Below are 17815 nucleotides of genomic sequence, written 5' to 3' on the forward strand. Positions count from 1 at the left end.
TACTTCTCCTCATCCCAACCAGTCTTTTTCTTTGGCAATGCGGACAGCTTCTGTTCTGTTGCCTGCATCGAGTTTGGTCAGGATGGCTGTCATGTAATTTCGAACTGTTCCATTTGAGAGGAAGAGGCTTTCTGCGATTTCTTGGTTAGTTGAACCTTCGGCAACCATGACCAAGACTTCTTGTTCACGTTGGCTAAGTGGATTATTGTCAAAGGCGACACCTTCAACTAGCTCTGGCGAGTACTCCTTTTGACCTGCTAGGACGGTATGGATGGTCGCCATAAGGTCACTGATGGAACGCTCTTTGAGCACATAAGCATCCACCTGGGCTGCAAGGGCTCGTTTAAAATAGCCTTTACGTTTGAAGGTGGTCACAATAACGACCTTCGTTTCTCTTTGGTTGGCACGGATCCACTCTAGGACATCAAGACCTGTCTTAACTGGCATTTCAATGTCTAAAATTGCTACGTCGACCTCTTCTTTTTTCAAGAGAGCAATGGCTTCTTGACCATCACTGGCCGCATGGACATCTTCGACATCGTCTTCCAACATGAGGAGTTGGCAGAGGGCATCCCTCAACATTGACTGGTCTTCGGCGACTAATAATTTCATGCTTTTCCTCCCTCTTTCAAATGTACACGAATAATGGTTGGATGCGATTGAGACAGAATTTCCAAGTCTCCATCTACCAAACTGAGACGCTCTCTGATACTGTGTAGCTCTTGTCCTGTGACTTCCTCAAAGCCACAACCATCATCCTCAATCTCAAGTACAATACCATGATCACGTCTTAGACGAATCTGACAGCTATCGGCCTGGCTATGTTTGATGACATTATTGGCCAGTTCACGAAGCACCATGGACAAGGTCGACTGGCTAACGGGTGACAGGCTGTCTAAATCAAGGCTACTATCCACGGTCAGGACGATATCAGATAGGTCAAAGAGCCGCTCAAGTTCCAGTAGCTCCTCGGCCACCGTTCGGTACTTGAGCTTATTGACAATCTCACGCACCTCGTACATGGAGTCTCGGCTGATCTGGTTCAATTCTTCCAGATTCTTTCTAGCAGCTTCATACTGCTCCTTGTCCATCTGTTTTAGAGCCAACTCGGTTTTAAGACTCATCATGGCAAAGGTATGCCCTAAGGTATCGTGCAAATCACGACCGATACGATTGCGTTCATTTTCAGCTGACAGGATATTAATGGTCCGATTCTGCTCCGCAAGGGCTTCTTCCATCTTTCTCTCCTGACGCATACGGTTTTGAAAATAGTACATTCCCAAAGAAAAGAGGGTAATAGCCATAGACATGAGATGGGTACTCAAATCGTCTGTCAGTAGGAAGGATGATGACGTCAAAATCAAGAGTGTCGCTATAAAGGATAAGAATCGATAAGAAGATATTCTATCCTCAAAGCGCCAAACGAGAAGATTAACATTGAAAAAAACAAACCACATCATGCCACCTTGGAAGGAAATGGACATAAAGATAATGTAAGCTAGAGTGTAAAACCACAGAAATGGAATCCACTTGCTATAAGCTTTTTTCAAATACACTATAAGGAGATAAGCGGTGGTAAACAGGCCCGTCAAAACTAGGGTCCAAACTGGAAAATACCCACCAAAAACTCCTAAGATCGGGAAGACAAGGAAAATCAGACTAACAAAATAAGCAAAATCATTTTTCTGGTATGTTCTAAACATGGTCACTTTCTCTGTACGATTTGATAAAAAGGGCTAAGCCTGTAGTTATTGTAGCAATGACCAAGATAAAAATGAGTGATTTCCATGAAAATTCCCCTTTTTTTGAGAAATTGACTACCAACTGATTAATATGATAGATGGGTGTCCACTCCGAAATGTGCTGAACCCATTTTGGAAACATGGTAACTGGCATCCAAGAACCACCGATAATAGCAAGTCCAAGAAAGACGATATTTCCGACGATAGCCATGATTTGTTGAGACTTAATTTGGGCTAGGAGTAAGCCAAAGGATAGGAAGACTAGACTTGACAAGAGTAAAAGAGCACCTGAACCGAGCCAATGTGATAATGGCATCTTAACATCACGCACAAAAGCTCCTACACAGAAAGTTACGATGATAGCAACCATAAAGTTCATAAGAACTCGGAAGATTTTAGAGAGATAGTAGGCCTGAATACTGATTTTTGAATGTTCGATGTAGGTTAACCAATGCTCCGTTTGATCCTCTCTAAGCATGTAGGGAAAGGTAAAGAAACCAAAGCTGGACATAGAGAATCCTGTCATCGTCAACATATAAGACAAGATAAAGGCTTTTTGTGACTCTGGGTCAGGACTCATTTCCATACCTGAATACAAGAGGAAAAATCCGACGGGCATTCCGATAGACATGATAAAGACGGGCCAACTGCGCCATGTTTTTATCCATTCGATTTTAAGTAGTGCTTTCATGACTTGTCCTCCCTTGTGCTATCAAATAGGCTATCTAAAAGTGTCTTGTTTTGAATTTCAATGTCAGAAATGCGACAGCCTTGAGCTTGTAAACTACTCCATACACTTTCAATATCTTTAGTCATAAAGGTTACAACATCGCGTTTTTCAGTCACATCATAAATGGCTGCCAGTTTGTCAAGACTTGGCGCAAAGCGACTTGCTAAAGTGACTTGTTTTTCCTTTTCTTCGCTACGCATAGCGTGTGGCGTAGTATCCCTGATGAGTTTCCCCTGATGAAGGACCAAAATACGGTCCGCTGTGTGCTCGACTTCTTCGATATAGTGTGACGAATAGAGGATGGTCACACCTGACTTTTTCAGATCATTGATGATTTCCCAGAAACGTTGGCGTGTCGTAGTGTCCATCCCTGCTGTCGGCTCATCTAAAAAGAGAATGTCAGGCTTGCCAATTAGACAGAGGACAAAGGCAAGAAGACGTTTTTGTCCCCCTGAGAGTTTGTTCGCAAACTGCTGATACTGGTCGTCTTTGAATTGTAAAAGTGCTTGAATCTCTACTTTAGATAACCCATTTTCAGAAATATCTTGGAAAAAAGTAAGCAGTTCCTTGACTTTTAATTGAGAGGGAATGGTATTTTCTTGAAGGAGAACAGCAATTTGATCTTGTGCTTTACCCTTTTTACCCTTGATAAAGACTTGACTGCTACTGGCTTTCTTATCACCAAGAATGCAGGACATTAAGGTCGTTTTACCAGCACCATTTGGCCCAATTAAAGCAAGACAGTCGCCATGTCCCACCTCAAAGCTAATATGGTCTAAAATCGTTTTTCCCTTAATCTTTTTGACAAGATTTGTGACTTGAAGGATTGCTTCACTCATGTGTGTGATTTCCTTTCTTTTGAAAAAAAGCTAAAAAAACATAACAATCTGCAACAGACACACCCATAACACTATAGAGAATATCACTGCTGCCATGAAATAGGACATAAGCAAAGAGGATGGTCCAAGTTGTTGCTAGGAGCATGATGCTCAGTATTTTCAATAGTTTCATGCTGGGCCTCCTAGTTTTTCAAATCATTTATGACTAGATCGATAAAACTTTTAGCCATCGATATGAGAATGTAGGCTGAGATAGATAAGCCAATAATCATGCCAAGATTTGAGAAAATAGCTTCAAAGTTGCCTTTTTCAAAGATATCAGTAAACATGCTAAGTCCAGCAAAAACAGTTGCGATAACAGCGTAGATAAGGTAAGATGTTTTGATTTTCATGAGATGACCTCTTTCGTTTTTATTATTTCTGAGTTATGACTAAAGTATATCTTTTTGGTCACTCTCTTTTTAGCACCAAATGTCATGACATGATATGACATTTGTCATGTGACGTAAAAAAAAGCCAACCTAAGCTCAGCTTTTCATTTATCTTAATGACTCTTTTTTGAATGGTTCTTCCACCATGATGAGAGGATAGAACCTGAGATATTGTGCCAAATGCTAAAGATAGTTGATGGGATAGCAGCTTGTGGCACGAAATATTTCATGGCAAGCGTTGCCCCCAAGCTTGAGTCTTGCATACCCACTTCGAAGGTAATGGCTTTTTGTTGAGGTTCTTCCAAACCAAGGAGTTTTGAAAATCCAAAACCAAGGACATAACCACAAAGATTGTGGAGTATGACAACCGGAATGACAAGAGCTGTCGCTGCTGTGAAAATATTGGCATGGTTGGCAGAAACCACTGCCCCAACAATCAAGAGGATGGCAACCTGTGAAATCAAAGGCATAATCTTAATGATGGCATCGATTTTCTTACCAAAAATAGAGTGGATAACCACACCCAAGATGATAGGAACAACAACGATACGCAAGGTACTAAGAAAAAGGTTCTGTGCAGGCACACTGACATACTGATCAGCCAAAAAGGACAAGAGCGTTGGAATCATGAGTGGTGCCAAAAGGGTTGAAAGGGTTTCGATAGAAACATCTAAGGCGACATCCCCACCTGAAAGAAAGGCCATGACACTAGATGAAGTTCCACTCGGACAAGACCCAACTAGGATAACACCTGCCGCTGTCGCACCCTTAAGATGGAAAATTATACAAAGCAACCAAGCCAAACCAGGCATGATGACATAGTGGGCAACAGTCCCAAGGATAACAGGAATTGGACGCTTAGCAATACGCTTGAAATCCTCAGTGGTCAAGGTAAGCCCCATACCAAAGAGAATCAAACCAAGCAAGTAGGCCGTATTGGGAATGACCCAACTACTTGTTGCTGGAAAGGCGTAGTTAAAGACAGCCCAGAGAATAACAGCTGCAGTAAACCATTTGCTGAGCCATTTACTAAAAGATACAAGTGAATCCATAGTGTAACCTTCTTTCTATTTTCATGATATAGTATAGCACTTTCATTTTGAATTTCAAGATATGTTTGGAATTTTCTGAAATTTATTTCAAAAAGAATAAACCCTCGCACTTGAATGGCGAGAGCTTAGAGATTTCTATAAACTTTAAACCTTGTCTTTCGACTTCTCTTCAAACTGCTGAGCCCGTTCTTCTCCCCACCACAGTGGTAACAATTCCCCCAGAGTGATGGTTTGACGTGTTTCGTAGTCAACCATAAACTCTAAGTTACGATTGTCAGGATGGAGCTCCATTAAAAATTCTCGACAGGCTCCACAAGGCATACCAGACGGTCCACCGTGAGGTGGCTGGTCTCGAAAGGCAATAATACGCTTAACTTTGGTCTGACTAGTCTCTTGATACATATTAAAAAGGGCAGCTCTTTCGGCACAAAGATGGAAAACACCACAAGTCCCTTCCATACAAAAGCCTGTGAAAATTTGTCCATCTTCAGCCTCCACGGCAGCTACAACATGCCTAGCATAGACAAAGTCTGAGACTTCCTGTGGCTGATACAAGGCTTGAGCTTTTTCATACATTTTCTGCCAAATATCCATTATTTCTCCTTTAACCTCGATCACTTTCTCTATGAGACTTGATAAAGAGTGCAAGCCCTGTTGCTACTACATTATAAGCCAAAATAAACAAAAGTGATTTCCATGAAAATGTCCCGTCCTTTGCAAAATTAACAACTAACTCATTGACATGATAAACAGGCGTCCACTCAGAAATGCTCTGAACCCACTTTGTCGGGACCAAGCATCTTACAACAATTGGCACACTGGGTACAATCAATTTCTTGAAAGACTTCATTGTGTACCTGCTGAACAATCTTATCTAAATTTTTAGGAGCCTTCTTCTTGAGTTGTGCTAGAAACTTTCGGTGCTCCCCTTGCTTTTGACGTGCCAATTCCTCATAACGTTTGACATCAATAGTCTGTGACATGTGTTTTCTCCGATAATTTATAATTCTGTCATCTATTATAGCATAAAAGAAATAGAGCCTAGCTTGAACTAGACTCTATGTCAGTTACATTGATACTATTCTACGATAAGAACGCGATGTTAGGACGAAAACCAAGATATAAGCTAGGAAGAAAACACCACAAACAATGATAGTGACCACTAACATAAGATCTGGATTGAGAACTCCAATGATACGCACAATCAAACTGATCATATGATAAGCAAAGGCCAAGTGAATAAAGGCAAAAATCAAAGGGAGGAAGAAGACGGTAAGAACTTGCTTACGAATGGTTTGCTTGACTTGAAGGTCGTCCAAACCAATCTTTTGAAGAATAACAAAGCGCTCACGATCCTCATAACCTTCGGAAATCTGTTTATAGTAAATCACAAGAACTGTGCCAAGCATGAAGATGATGGATAGGAAGATACCAATAAAGAAGGTTCCGCCAACAAAGCCATTTACCATCCCTTCTGCATCATATCGGCTGTTTGCAGAGAAGTAAGACTCAGGGACACCTGTAGTTTGTCCAGCTAACTGTTTTGTTGCTTCACCTGCTATTTGGTCTAGCAAATCTAAATTTTTCTTGGCATCATGTGTGGGGTCCTTGACGTTAACACCAACATAAGTAGCTTGCGCTATTGATGTCCCTTTCATTGATGACTCAAAAATCTTGATATCTGGTACAACTAAGTAGCTATAATCTGACACAATAATCTTATAGATATTTGGTACTTTTTTATTGATAAAGTCACCAAGTTGCCTATGAATCTGGTAGTTCTTACCATCTATGGACAGACTCTTTTGCGTCTTCAATGTTTTATTCTTAGTGTATAAGGCAATTTGATTAGAACTGAGATTGAGTTCTTTCCCTGTCAATTGCTTAAAGGTTTCTTGAGAGAAGACCAGAACAATTGATTTTGGAACAACTTTTCTTTCATTTTTAGTAAAAACAGTTAACTTATTAGTTTCTTGATTTTTTATACCAAAGAAAAGATAAGAGACAGCTACTTCTTCATTTGCTTGCTCACCTGTTTTGATTAAGAAATCATCCATAAGCTTTTTAGTGCTTGTAAGGTCAACTTTATTGCCCGAAACTGAATAATCATGTGGAGCAGCACTCACCAAATAGTCTTTTTTCCCAGCATAGATACTTGCAGCTCCTACAAGTGTCACCAAAACCATACTTGAGAGGATAGCAATAGTCGCCAGCCCAACTGCATTTTTCTTCATCCGAAAGACAAGGTTGGAAATGGAAATCATATTATTAGGCTTGTAATAGTAGCTTTTCTTCTTTTTCAAGAGTTGCAGAACTACTGTTGTCCCGGCATTAAAGAGAAGATAAGTTCCTAGAATAACTAGTAAAACAGCCAAGAAAAAACTCATAATAGCTATTACTGGATTCTGAACAGAAAGAGCAAGGTAGTAACCATACCCCATAGCCCCAAGCCCCAAAAAGGTCTGAATAACTAGGAAACGTCCCTTTTTTTCACCCTTAAGGCCATCTTTAGTTAATTGTAAAGGATTAAGCCGTAGCAATCGGAAACCATTTACCAAAACCAACAAACTAAAAATACAAGCAAAGATGACAAGAACAATAGTAATTGTCATTACCTGAAAGGTTGAAACTAAACCAGTACTTTCACCGATAATCCTTTGAAGAAAAGCATAGATGAGTTTATCGAATAGCGCTCCTACACCTATACCTAGAAGCAGAGTCACAAAACCCAAAATCACCGTTTCTTTTAACATCATACTAAAGAGGTGACGCTTCTCTAAACCTAACACACTATAGAGACCAAGCTCCTTTGAACGGTTTTTCATGACAAAGCTGTTGGCATAAAGAACAATGATTCCTGAGGATAGGGCGACAATCACAAGTCCCATACCCAAAACCATCTTGATAGGATCTGACCCAGTTAAGTCATCCAGATGTGGATTAAGCGTTAAAGATGTAAAAATATAGGTAATGGCAATAGCCAGAATAGTTGCCAAAGCAAAAGGATAATAAAGCTTACGATTTTTTATGAGATTGGACAAAGTCAGTCTATTGGTTAGACGAAACATATTAGTTCACCTCACTTGCCATTGCAGTTAGTGTATCGGAAATTTCTTGGAACATTTGATGTTCAGACTTATCCCCTTTGAAGATTTGATTATAAAGAATACCATCCTTGATAAACAAAACACGCTTCGCTCGACTGGCGGCCGCTGTCGAGTGAGTTACCATGAGAATGGTCTGACCGCTGGCATTAATAGCATCAAAAACATCCAATAGCGCCGCTGAAGATTTGGAATCCAAAGCACCTGTTGGCTCATCTGCTAAGAGTATTTCTGGTTTTGTGATGATTGCACGCGCAACCGCAACCCTTTGATTTTGGCCACCTGAAATTTCATAAGGGTACTTCTCCAGTAAGGAATGAATTCCCAGTTGACGACTGATTGCATCTACTTGTGTCATCATTTGCTTAAGTGGGCGACGAGAAAGAACCAAAGGTAGCAGGATATTATCTTTAACTGATAGGGTATCTAAAAGATTGAAATCTTGGAAAACAAACCCTAATCTTTCACGACGGAAGCTAGAAGCATCCTTGTTTTTGATGGTTGCTGTGTCCATACCATTCAGATAGACACGCCCTGCTGTTGGTTTATCAAGCATGGCAAGGATATTAAGCAAGGTTGATTTTCCTGACCCGGACTCACCCATGATTGCAACATAGTCACCTTTATCAACCGTAAAATGGATATCTTTAAGGGCTTCAACCTGATTTCCTTTGAAACGTGTTTTATAGATTTTTTTAACATGTTGAACATCTAGTAATGTCATAATAAGCTCCTTTATTTTATAGATTTAGAAGAGATTCTAGGAACCTCTTACTTAACTTCTGATACCATTTTATAGAAAAAGCAAGGTCTCAACCATAACCCTTGCTTTCATTTCTAGCCTTATTTCTTACACTTTTGTAAGTTATTAATCAATAGCCAACTTCTGCTTTTGAAAATGAATGGAAACTGTGGTTCCTTGACCTACTTGGGAGCTAATACTAATATCATGTCCAAGCTGATCAGCTATTTTCTTTGAAAGATAGAGACCCAGTCCAGACGACTGCTGAGTTAAGCGGCCATTGTAACCTGAAAAACCACGCTCAAAGACACGTAAAATATCACTATCCTTGATACCAATCCCAGAATCTTTAAGATAAAGCCTATTATCTTTGAAGTAAATGTCAATGCCACCACTTTTTGTGTACTTCAAACTATTTGATAAGACCTGCTCTACGATAACCAAGAGCCATTTTTCATCTGTAACGACCTCAACATCCAAGTCATGTAGATTAATAGTTAATCCTTTTTGAATAAAGAAAATACTATGCTTTTTAACAACTTCTTTAACCAAGGGGTCTAATGCAACCTGCCTCAACTGCAAATCATCATGAAAGTTTTCCAAACGTAAATACTGCAAGACCAGATTGGTGTAGGCATCAATCTTGAAGACCTCTTGCTCCAAGAGAGCCCTCGTTTTACTATCTGTAACATCCCCTAACAATAATTGACTAGCCGCTATTGGCGTCTTGATTTGATGCACCCAAAGGGTATAGTAGTCCATCAAATCTGTATAGCGCTTGCGCTCCTCCTCAGTCTGAACCATTTGACTCTCCTTAGCATTTTCCAAGGCCTGAGCTAGATAAAACTCTAAAGGACTTGATGGTGTCATTTTCTCATAGAGATAGGCTAAGTTATAAGACTGATAAGAGCTAACCAAGTCCCAAATAGCTATGATGATAGCCACAAATGTCAGTATGGTCAAGGCATAATGAAGAATATCTGCTGCCTCTTCAAATAAAAAGGCAAACAAAACCAAGATGATTTCATTAAAAATAAACAAAAGATAGAAAGGTAGACGAGACCTAATCTGATATTTGACAAATTGACGCTTATCCATCATGACGCAACCCGTAACCGACACCTTTCTTGGTTTCAATAAAGTCCTTCAAACCAACTGCCTCTAACTTCTTACGTAAACGTGCCACATTGACAGACAGGGTATTATCATCAATAAAGAAGTCACTATTCCAAAGCTCCTTCATGAGGTCTTCCCGACTAACGATATTACCAGCATGTTCGAAGAGAGCTTGTAAAATCTGAAACTCGTTCTTGGTCAAAGAAACGACTTCTCCCTGATAAACCAGATCCATGGCCTTAAGGTTCAAAATCACACCCATATATTCCAAAAGACTCTGATCCTTTCCAAACTCATAAGATCGGCGCAAAAGCCCTTGAATTTTTGCCAAGAGAACATTTTGGTCAAAGGGTTTAGTCACAAAGTCGTCCCCACCCATATTGATTGCCATAACGATATCCATGGCCTGATCTCTGGAAGACAAGAACATAATAGGCACCTTGGAGACCTTACGAATTTCCTGACACCAATGATAACCATTAAATAGAGGTAAACCAATGTCCATAAGAACCAAGTGGGGCTCTACTTTTACAAAAATAGATAATACTTCCATGAAATCTTCAACAAGAACAACTTCGTAACCCCATTGTTCTAGCATTTTTTTGACTTGTTGACGGATAACCTCGTCGTCCTCCACTAATAAAATCTTATGCATAACTCTACCTCTTTCATTTCCCACTATTATATCAAGAAATGCTATAAGAAACGACAATTCTCAGCAAATCTTACAATAATGTTAGATTGAATTTTACAACTTTTAAAATAGTGCGTTTTCATAGGAAAATCCTTTGAGTCTTCAAAGAAAATATAGTATTATAATAGAGTTGATGTTGGTTTATCATCAACCAACGACAGCTTCATCAAATAATGAGAACATTACTTATTTATGTCACGAATCGGCGTGACGTTTCTACAAGGTGCCGTAACACCTAACAATGAGTAAGTCATAAAGTCATCAAAAGATTTTATCGTCTTTTTATGATTTTAAAGGCTTGCTTGGCAAGCCTTTTTCTGTTATTCGATTGGTTTGATCTTTGTCAGAGTCTCAATAGAATATGAGAAAAATCAAAATACACTTTATTTTTTATAGGAGGTAATATGAAATTACTGGAAGACCGTATTCTCAATGATGGGAATGTCCTTGGGGAGAACATCCTCAAAGTTGACTCTTTTTAACTCACCAAGTTGACTTTGAGCTCATGCGTGAAATTGGAAAGGTATTTGCTAAAAAGTTCAAGGATACTGGCATCACCAAGGTGGTGACTATCGAAGCATCTGGTATTGCACCAGCCCTCTATGCTGCTGAGGCCTTGGATGTCCCTATGATTTTTGCTAAAAAGGCTAAAAATATCACCATGAATGAAGGAATCCTCACTGCTGAGGTTTATTCCTTCACTAAGCAGGTGACTAGCACTGTCTCTATCGCAAGCAAGTTCCTCACTCCTGAAGATAAGGTTCTCATCGTTGATGATTTTCTGGCTAACGGCCAAGCTGCCAAAGGCTTGATCCAAATCATTGAAGAGGCTGGCGCACACGTCGAAGCTGTCGGAATCGTTATCGAGAAATCCTTCCAAGATGGTCGTGCTATTTTGGAAGAAGCCGGCTACCCAGTTGTTTCACTTGCTCGTTTGGAGCGTTTCGAAAATGGTCAGGTCGTATTTAAGGAGGCAGACATCTAATGCAAAATAAAGAGAAACACTCGCAAGCGGCAATCTTAGGACTGCAACACTTACTCGCCATGTACTCAGGCTCAATCCTGGTTCCAATCATGATTGCTGGTGCTTTGGGATACTCAGCTCATCAATTAACCTACTTGATTTCAACTGACATCTTCATGTGTGGTGTGGCAACTTTCCTCCAACTTCAACTCAATAAACACTTCGGTATTGGTCTTCCAGTTGTGCTTGGAGTTGCCTTCCAATCAGTGGCTCCACTCATTATGATTGGTAAGAGTCATGGTAGCGGTGCCATGTTTGGTGCCCTTATCATTTCAGGGATTTATGTTATCTTTGTTTCTGGTGTCTTTTCAAAATTTGCCAACCTCTTCCCTTCCATCGTTACGGGATCGGTCATCACAACTATTGGTTTGACCCTTATCCCTGTCGCTATCGGAAATATGGGGAACAACGTTGACAAACCTACTGGTCAAAGCCTCTTCCTTGCAGCTATCACGATTCTTATCATCCTTTTGGTTAATATTTTTACCAAAGGATTTATCAAATCAATCTCAATCTTAATTGATTTGGTTATAGGTACTGTTATCGCAGCAAGCATGGGCTTAGTTGACTTCTCACCGGTAGATGCGGCACCTGTTGTCCATGTGCCAACACCGTTCTACTTCGGAATGCCTAAATTTGAGTTGTCATCAATCATCATGATGTGTATCATCGCTACTGTGTCAATGGTTGAATCAACCGCGGTTTACTTGGCGCTTTCTGACATTACCAAAGACCCAATTGATAGCACTCGCCTCCGTAACGGCTACCGAGCTGAGGGTATGGCCGTTCTCCTTGGTGGAATCTTCAATACCTTCCCATATTCCCATACACAGGTTTCTCTCAAAACGTTGGTCTTGTGAAGTTGTCAGGCATTAAGAAACGCTTGCCAATCTACTATACAGCTGGCTTCCTTGTTCTTCTCGGACTCCTTCCTAAGTTTGGTGCCTTGGCTCAAATCATCCCAAGCCCAGTACTTGGTGGTGCTATGCTAGTCATGTTCGGTTTTGTTTCTATTCAAGGGATGCAAATCTTGGCACGTGTTGATTTTGCTAACAACGAACACAACTTCTTGATTGCTGCGGTATCAATCGCTGCAGGGGTTGGTCTTAACAATAGCAACCTCTGCAACAGTTTACCAACAGCTTTCCAAATGTTCTTCTCAAACGGTATCGTGGTCGCAAGCTTACTTGCCATCGTCCTCAATGCCATTTTGAACCATAATAAAAAAGAAAAATAACACAAGAACACCTGAGTCGCTTGACTTAGGTGTTTTATCATGCAATAAAACATATTGAATCCAAGTCATATCTATAGTACAATAAAAATATAAATGTTTGAAAAATTAATTTAGAAAGGAGAATAGAATGCACAAAACACATTCTCTCCGTGAGCGATTTCTTGTTTTCTTCAAGATTTTTGTGCCCATACTAATCTATCAGTTCGCCAACTTCTCGGCAGCCTTTGTGGACACTACCATGACTGGTCAATACGATGCCCTACACTTGGCGGGTGTAGCCATGGCAACGAGTTTATGGAGTCCTTTTTTTACCTTCTTAACAGGTATCGTCTCTGCCTTGGTTCCGATTATCGGGCACCATCTAGGGGCAGGTCGCAAGGATCGAGTAGCTCCAGATTTCTATCAATTTCTCTATATGGCTTTAGGTCTATCACTGATCCTCTTTGCCCTCGTTTTTCTGGGGGCACCCTTAGTTCTGGGACACTTAGGTTTGGAACCAGTGGTCAGAAAGGTAGCCCTTGGTTACCTACGCTTTTTGAGCCTTGGAATTATTCCCCTTCTGCTCTTTAGCGTGGTTCGCTCCTTCCTTGATGCGCTTGGCCTCACGCGCCTTTCCATGTACCTCATGCTTTTGCTTCTACCACTAAATGGTTTCTTCAATTTTCTCCTCATCTATGGCATCGCTGGTCTACCAGAGTTGGGGGGAGCCGGAGCAGGTCTGGGAACTTCATTGGCTTACTGGGCTCTTTTCCTTATTTCCATCGCAGTTATCAGAAAGCATAAGAAGGTTAAACCCTACCAGATTGAAAAAATCCAACCCCTTGATAAGACGGCTCTGCTTGATGCACTGAAACTAGGCCTCCCCATTGGTGGAACGGTCTTTGCGGAGGTCTCCATCTTCTCAGGCGTTGGTCTAGTTATGGCCAAGTATCCATCCCTAGTCATTGCCAGTCATCAGGCGGCCATGAATTTCTCAAACCTCACGTATGCCTTTCCTCTCAGTGTTTCCAGTGCAATGGCTATCATTATTTCTTATGAATTTGGAGCTAAACGCATGGATGCGGTTAAGAGCTATAGCAAACTAGGACGTCTAACTGCCTTAGTTTTTGCTGGCTTTACCTTGTTCTTTCTCTATTTCTTGAGATATGATTTAGCTGAACTCTATGGACATGAACCTGAGTTTTTGAGAATGACAACCGTTTTCATGACCTATAGCCTCTTCTTTCAAGTATCGGATGCCTTTGCGGCTCCACTTCAAGGAATTCTGCGTGGCTATAAGGACACCAAGGTTCCTTTCTATCTCGGTGTCTTGTCCTACTGGGGCTTGACCTTTCCTGTTGGTTACCTTCTTGAAAAAGTTGCTGGACTGGGTCCATATAGTTACTGGATTGGCCTGATTGCCAGTCTTATCGTCAGTGGTCTTTGTTACCAATGGCGCCTAAATAGAATCGTCAAACGCTACGAATCACATCATTAATATACCTTAAACAGTCTAGTTAGACTGCTTTTTCTCTGCTCAAAACTTGATAATAAAGAAAAAGCCTCCTTCATATTGAAAACAAATAAACTGTTGTCAATGTACAGAAAGTTTCTTTTATGAGTGATTAGTTATATTCAGATTTTCCTGCTTATTGCCAAACTGGATCCATTAATGAAAGCATAGATGTTTAATATTGAAAAAGGTCAATTTTTGTCCTGAAAGGTTAGGTGATATTTTATGTTAGATTTAAAAGGCTTTCCTTAATTTCTTTTACATGCAAAAGAGGTTGGTAGCAAGGGACTCCAACCTCTTTAGTTATGACATGATTCTGCTAAAAACATCTCTTAAAACTCGTGACTAGTCAATCTACTTGGTCAAGTAAGTAGGCATAGCCTTCTTTTTCCATATCAGCTTTAGGCACAAATCGCGTTGCTACACCATTGATACAGTAGCGTAACCCCCCCTTGTCACTTGGCCCATCTGGAAAGACATGCCCAAGATGAGAATCTCCTACACGACTACGAACCTCAATACGATCCATATTGTGAGAATGGTCTTCTTTGTAGTTGGCAACCTCGGGACTAATAGGACGAGAGAAACTTGGCCAGCCACAGGCTGAATAAAACTTGTCCCTAGATGAAAAGAGAGGCTCACCGGTCACTACATCAACATAAATCCCTGGTTCAAAATGATTCCAAAGTGGGCTTGTAAAGGCTCGTTCTGTTCTATTTTCTTGGGTCACAGCATAGGCTTCTGGACTCAGACTTACTTTAAGTTCCTCCTGACTTGGCTTGTGATAAGAACTTGAATCAATAACAGGGTTAACGGCTTGATTAACATTAATATGGCAATAGCCATTAGGATTCTTCTTGAGATAGTCCTGATGGTATTCCTCAGCAGGAATAAAGTGCTGAAGTGGCAACAACTCAACCGCCAAAGGCTGACCGTATTGCTCAGACATTTCTTGGAAAACTTTCTCGATGATTGGAAGGTCATTTACATCAGTATAGTAAACACCCGTACGGTACTGGGTTCCCACATCATTCCCCTGTTTGTTTTTGCTTAGAGGATTGATGATACGGAAAAAATGTAGCAGAATCTCTCGCAATGTCACCTTGCCAGCATCATAGGTCACCTGAACAGTCTCAGCATGTCCCGTCTGACTGATGAGCTCATAACGAGTCGTCTCACTACTACCATTAGCATAACCCGAAACCGCATCTAACACACCAGGCACACGAGAGAAGTACTCTTCCACACCCCAGAAACAGCCACCAGCAAGATAGATCACATGATTATTTGGATTTGACATTTTTAGCACTCCCTTCACTAGATACTTGCATCTCCACGCTTTAAGTGTAACTCTTTTTGGGAGATTTCGCACTTATGGTGACTTGGAGAGAAAAAAACAACGACATTGGGTCGTTGTTTGATGAGGGTTATTTTTTATAAGTGGCATCAATACCTGAGAAGTATTTTTTAGAAAGTTTTGAGACTGTTCCATCTTTAATTAACTCTTCCACAGATTTATCCGCTTTTTCTCGTAAGTCTTTATTTTTTCCTTTATTGAAAGCAATGGCAATGTTTTCTTGTCCTAATTCACCATCCAAAATCTTCAGATCTAGATTTTTTTGTTTAATAATAGCTGATAAGATTGTCTTAGAGTTTGAGTAACCATCAACTTGACCATTCGTTACCCCTGTCAAAGCTGCTTCACGGTCATCGAAGGTTTGAATTTGAATAGATGGATCATAAGCATTAACAACTTTAATTTGGTTTGAACCAACGGTTGCTGCTAATGTATGACCCCCAAGCTCATTAATATTTGTTAGTGAAGAATCTTTTTTAACGACAACACCATATTGGAAGGTTGCATACGGTGTTGTGAAATCGTAAGATTTTTGGCGTTCATCCGTAATTGCGATACTACTTGCGACCGCATCAACTTTACCACTTTGCAAAAGACCAAACAGTCCATCAAAACTTGTTGTTATAAACTCCACTTTATAGCCGATTTTCTTGCCAACTGCTCTAGCAATTTCTACATCAAAACCTGTCAAATCACCATTCGAATCTTTATAAGAACCAGGGAAACTTACACCTGTTGTGGCAACACGTAGAACCTTTTCATTTGAACTAGATTTTGAGACTGTTTGGGTCGTTTTCGAACCTGATGCAGTTTGATAGCCAAAATATGCAATTACAGCAATAAAAATAATACCTACAATAGCAAAAATTGATTTCTTTTTCATAATAATCTCCTTTATAAATTAAATAGTTACTTGTGATAAAACTTCATCCACTTTTTCTAGACATTCACCAATATTATTTTTAGGATCTACCCAAGATAATATATCTTCTTTTGTGAAGTTTAACCTCACCCTCTCATCTGAGTAAACCAAGTCAATGAAGTCTTTGTTTTCTTCAAGTGCAGTCATTGCTGCCTGATAGACAATTTCGTGGGCAGTCTGTTTGCCGAGTTTTAGTCCCACTTCAAACATGATACGCTCAGAATATGGGAGAGCTCCTTGTTTATTTAAATTATCAAGCATCTTATCTTGATTAACTTTCAATCCAGATAAAATATAAGTTGCGTTGACGATTTGAGCATCAAGATAGCTTGTAATTTCTGGTAAAGCTACCCATTCATTACGCCAATGAATAGCATCCCGCTCACCATCAATTAGAAGCGATTGAAACATCAAATCAACATCTTTAAAGACCGGTTGTGTCAGGCTCGCTAACCCTTCAATAAGGGCAGGATTACGTTTTTGAGGCATGGTTGATGATCCTACTTCACCTTTTTTAAAAGGCTCATGTACCTCATCAATTTCTGTTTTCATCAATGTAAAAAGCTCACGACCGATTTTCCCAAGTGTACCTGAGAAAATACCTAAAACACTTGCAAATTCAGAAAAACGATCTCGAGAAGGTTGCCAAGAGATGTTAGGAACAGCTAAGCCTAACTCTTTTAAGACTGCCTTCTCAACTTCTCTTCCTCTACCGAAAAATGAGGCATAAGAACCAACCGCACCACTGATACTACCTACGAAAACATCATTCTCAAGCAATTGCTTCAACCTTCGTTGACTTCGTAAGAGTTCATCCAACCAGATTGACAATTTGAAGCCAAAAGTGATTGGAATAGCATGTATACCATGTGTCCGACCTATCATAAGTGTCGAACGATGTTCTTTGGTTAATTTTGCTAGAGTAGAAATAAGGTCTTTTGTATGATCCAAAATGATATTATAGGCTTCTTTAGTTTGCAACATTATACCAGTATCCACTATATCTTGGGTAGTGACACCATAATGAACAAACTCACCTTCTTTTCCTCCAACCTCTTCTTGCAAAGCATGAATGAGAGCAATCAATGAATGACGTTTCTCAGCACTTTCTTTTTGTAGAGAAAGAAAATCAAAGTTATCTACCTTGGCTTTTTTCACAATTTTATCAGCTGCTGATTTTGGAATGATGCCTAAATCACCTTCAATCTTCGCTAAAGCAGCTTCAACAGCCAATTGTTTTGAAATTTTATTATCATCACTCCATATAGAACGTATAGCTGGAGTTGAAAAATTATTTTGCAATAATATGGAATCTAAAACACTCGTCATAGAA

The 17815-nt window shown here is 40.1% G+C and carries 16 protein-coding genes, 4 pseudogenes and 1 riboswitch; of the genes and pseudogenes, 3 read left to right on the forward strand and 17 right to left on the reverse strand.

The genetic code is table 11. The features are described from left to right. Positions 1-9: 9 nt before the first annotated feature. The 14 genes and pseudogenes from E3C75_RS09115 to E3C75_RS09180 all read right to left on the reverse strand — a co-directional run bounded on the left by E3C75_RS09115 (position 10) and on the right by E3C75_RS09180 (position 10411). Positions 10-612, reverse strand: coding sequence for a response regulator transcription factor (locus E3C75_RS09115; protein ID WP_084830715.1), 603 nt, complete (start codon positions 610-612; stop codon positions 10-12). Next, positions 609-1703 carry a sensor histidine kinase gene (locus E3C75_RS09120; RefSeq protein ID WP_111679641.1) on the reverse strand — a complete coding sequence of 365 codons (1095 nt, stop codon included), beginning with the start codon at positions 1701-1703 and terminating at the stop codon, positions 609-611. The genes E3C75_RS09115 and E3C75_RS09120 overlap by 4 nt, the downstream gene beginning before the upstream one ends. After that, positions 1696-2433 (reverse strand): ABC transporter permease, encoded by a 738-nt coding sequence (locus E3C75_RS09125; protein WP_084830717.1) that lies wholly within the window; start codon positions 2431-2433, stop codon positions 1696-1698. Before E3C75_RS09125 ends, E3C75_RS09120 begins: the two co-directional genes overlap by 8 nt. Continuing rightward, the gene (locus tag E3C75_RS09130; RefSeq protein ID WP_084830718.1) at positions 2430-3311 is read right to left on the reverse strand and encodes an ABC transporter ATP-binding protein; all 882 of its coding nucleotides are present in this window, start codon (positions 3309-3311) and stop codon (positions 2430-2432) included. Before E3C75_RS09130 ends, E3C75_RS09125 begins: the two co-directional genes overlap by 4 nt. Then, positions 3304-3483 (reverse strand): hypothetical protein, encoded by a 180-nt coding sequence (locus E3C75_RS09135; protein ID WP_084830719.1) that lies wholly within the window; start codon positions 3481-3483, stop codon positions 3304-3306. Before E3C75_RS09135 ends, E3C75_RS09130 begins: the two co-directional genes overlap by 8 nt. Before the next feature lie 10 nt (positions 3484-3493). Then, positions 3494-3703 carry a hypothetical protein gene (locus E3C75_RS09140; RefSeq protein WP_084830720.1) on the reverse strand — a complete coding sequence of 70 codons (210 nt, stop codon included), beginning with the start codon at positions 3701-3703 and terminating at the stop codon, positions 3494-3496. A gap of 152 nt (positions 3704-3855) precedes the next feature. Further along, positions 3856-4794 (reverse strand): bile acid:sodium symporter family protein, encoded by a 939-nt coding sequence (locus tag E3C75_RS09145; RefSeq protein WP_084830721.1) that lies wholly within the window; start codon positions 4792-4794, stop codon positions 3856-3858. Positions 4795-4938: 144 nt separating this feature from the next. Beyond that, the gene (locus E3C75_RS09150; protein ID WP_111679642.1) at positions 4939-5388 is read right to left on the reverse strand and encodes a cytidine deaminase family protein; all 450 of its coding nucleotides are present in this window, start codon (positions 5386-5388) and stop codon (positions 4939-4941) included. Positions 5389-5398: 10 nt separating this feature from the next. Further along, a pseudogene (locus E3C75_RS09155) lies at positions 5399-5578 on the reverse strand (ABC transporter permease); the annotation flags it as partial. 1 nt (position 5579) lies between these two features. Further along, positions 5580-5777 (reverse strand): annotated as a pseudogene (locus E3C75_RS09160) (YkgJ family cysteine cluster protein); the annotation flags it as partial. Positions 5778-5861: 84 nt separating this feature from the next. Next, a complete protein-coding gene (locus tag E3C75_RS09165; protein WP_111679643.1) occupies positions 5862-7862 on the reverse strand; it encodes an ABC transporter permease in 2001 nt (666 codons plus the stop codon). Between the two features lies 1 nt (position 7863). Further along, positions 7864-8622, reverse strand: a complete 759-nt coding sequence (locus tag E3C75_RS09170; protein WP_111679644.1) for an ABC transporter ATP-binding protein — start codon at positions 8620-8622, stop codon at positions 7864-7866. 144 nt (positions 8623-8766) lie between these two features. Next, the gene (locus E3C75_RS09175) at positions 8767-9741 is read right to left on the reverse strand and encodes a sensor histidine kinase (protein ID WP_011227354.1); all 975 of its coding nucleotides are present in this window, start codon (positions 9739-9741) and stop codon (positions 8767-8769) included. Beyond that, positions 9731-10411: a response regulator transcription factor gene (locus tag E3C75_RS09180; protein WP_111679645.1), complete on the reverse strand. Its 681-nt coding sequence runs from the start codon at positions 10409-10411 to the stop codon at positions 9731-9733. The genes E3C75_RS09175 and E3C75_RS09180 overlap by 11 nt, the downstream gene beginning before the upstream one ends. A gap of 205 nt (positions 10412-10616) precedes the next feature. Then, a riboswitch (purine riboswitch) is annotated at positions 10617-10712 on the forward strand. A gap of 142 nt (positions 10713-10854) precedes the next feature. Here E3C75_RS09180 and E3C75_RS09185 point away from each other — a divergent pair. The 3 genes and pseudogenes from E3C75_RS09185 to E3C75_RS09195 all read left to right on the forward strand — a co-directional run bounded on the left by E3C75_RS09185 (position 10855) and on the right by E3C75_RS09195 (position 14188). Beyond that, positions 10855-11435 (forward strand): annotated as a pseudogene (locus E3C75_RS09185) (xanthine phosphoribosyltransferase). Then, positions 11435-12711 (forward strand): annotated as a pseudogene (locus E3C75_RS09190) (nucleobase:cation symporter-2 family protein). The pseudogenes E3C75_RS09185 and E3C75_RS09190 overlap by 1 nt, the downstream one beginning before the upstream one ends. A gap of 127 nt (positions 12712-12838) precedes the next feature. Then, positions 12839-14188 carry an MATE family efflux transporter gene (locus E3C75_RS09195; protein ID WP_162173404.1) on the forward strand — a complete coding sequence of 450 codons (1350 nt, stop codon included), beginning with the start codon at positions 12839-12841 and terminating at the stop codon, positions 14186-14188. A 364-nt stretch (positions 14189-14552) separates the two neighbouring features. Here the strand turns inward: E3C75_RS09195 and msrB are convergent, their stop codons facing one another. The 3 genes from msrB to purB form a co-directional block, all read right to left on the reverse strand. Then, on the reverse strand, positions 14553-15503 hold the full coding sequence (msrB, locus tag E3C75_RS09200; RefSeq protein ID WP_041827064.1) for a peptide-methionine (R)-S-oxide reductase MsrB: 951 nt from the start codon (positions 15501-15503) through the stop codon (positions 14553-14555). A 127-nt stretch (positions 15504-15630) separates the two neighbouring features. Then, the gene (locus E3C75_RS09205) at positions 15631-16443 is read right to left on the reverse strand and encodes an amino acid ABC transporter substrate-binding protein (RefSeq protein WP_002953233.1); all 813 of its coding nucleotides are present in this window, start codon (positions 16441-16443) and stop codon (positions 15631-15633) included. A gap of 18 nt (positions 16444-16461) precedes the next feature. Next, a complete protein-coding gene (purB, locus tag E3C75_RS09210) occupies positions 16462-17811 on the reverse strand; it encodes an adenylosuccinate lyase (protein ID WP_084828927.1) in 1350 nt (449 codons plus the stop codon). Positions 17812-17815 lie beyond the last annotated feature (4 nt).

This window comes from Streptococcus thermophilus, assembly GCF_010120595.1.
GTDB classification, from domain to species: domain Bacteria; phylum Bacillota; class Bacilli; order Lactobacillales; family Streptococcaceae; genus Streptococcus; species Streptococcus thermophilus.

Bases quoted from the DNA above. Each gene is read 5' to 3' on its own strand.
- E3C75_RS09175 (WP_011227354.1), bottom strand. From the start codon at position 9,741: ATGATGGATAAGCGTCAATTTGTCAAATATCAGATTAGGTCTCGTCTA.
- purB (WP_084828927.1), bottom strand. From the start codon at position 17,811: ATGACGAGTGTTTTAGATTCCATATTATTGCAAAATAATTTTTCAACT.
- E3C75_RS09125 (WP_084830717.1), bottom strand. From the start codon at position 2,433: ATGAAAGCACTACTTAAAATCGAATGGATAAAAACATGGCGCAGTTGG.
- E3C75_RS09205 (WP_002953233.1), bottom strand. From the start codon at position 16,443: ATGAAAAAGAAATCAATTTTTGCTATTGTAGGTATTATTTTTATTGCT.
- msrB (WP_041827064.1), bottom strand. From the start codon at position 15,503: ATGTCAAATCCAAATAATCATGTGATCTATCTTGCTGGTGGCTGTTTC.
- E3C75_RS09120 (WP_111679641.1), bottom strand. From the start codon at position 1,703: ATGTTTAGAACATACCAGAAAAATGATTTTGCTTATTTTGTTAGTCTG.
- E3C75_RS09195 (WP_162173404.1), top strand. From the start codon at position 12,839: ATGCACAAAACACATTCTCTCCGTGAGCGATTTCTTGTTTTCTTCAAG.
- E3C75_RS09150 (WP_111679642.1), bottom strand. From the start codon at position 5,388: ATGGATATTTGGCAGAAAATGTATGAAAAAGCTCAAGCCTTGTATCAG.
- E3C75_RS09170 (WP_111679644.1), bottom strand. From the start codon at position 8,622: ATGACATTACTAGATGTTCAACATGTTAAAAAAATCTATAAAACACGT.
- E3C75_RS09180 (WP_111679645.1), bottom strand. From the start codon at position 10,411: ATGCATAAGATTTTATTAGTGGAGGACGACGAGGTTATCCGTCAACAA.
- E3C75_RS09140 (WP_084830720.1), bottom strand. From the start codon at position 3,703: ATGAAAATCAAAACATCTTACCTTATCTACGCTGTTATCGCAACTGTT.
- E3C75_RS09145 (WP_084830721.1), bottom strand. From the start codon at position 4,794: ATGGATTCACTTGTATCTTTTAGTAAATGGCTCAGCAAATGGTTTACT.
- E3C75_RS09130 (WP_084830718.1), bottom strand. From the start codon at position 3,311: ATGAGTGAAGCAATCCTTCAAGTCACAAATCTTGTCAAAAAGATTAAG.
- E3C75_RS09165 (WP_111679643.1), bottom strand. From the start codon at position 7,862: ATGTTTCGTCTAACCAATAGACTGACTTTGTCCAATCTCATAAAAAAT.
- E3C75_RS09115 (WP_084830715.1), bottom strand. From the start codon at position 612: ATGAAATTATTAGTCGCCGAAGACCAGTCAATGTTGAGGGATGCCCTC.
- E3C75_RS09135 (WP_084830719.1), bottom strand. From the start codon at position 3,483: ATGAAACTATTGAAAATACTGAGCATCATGCTCCTAGCAACAACTTGG.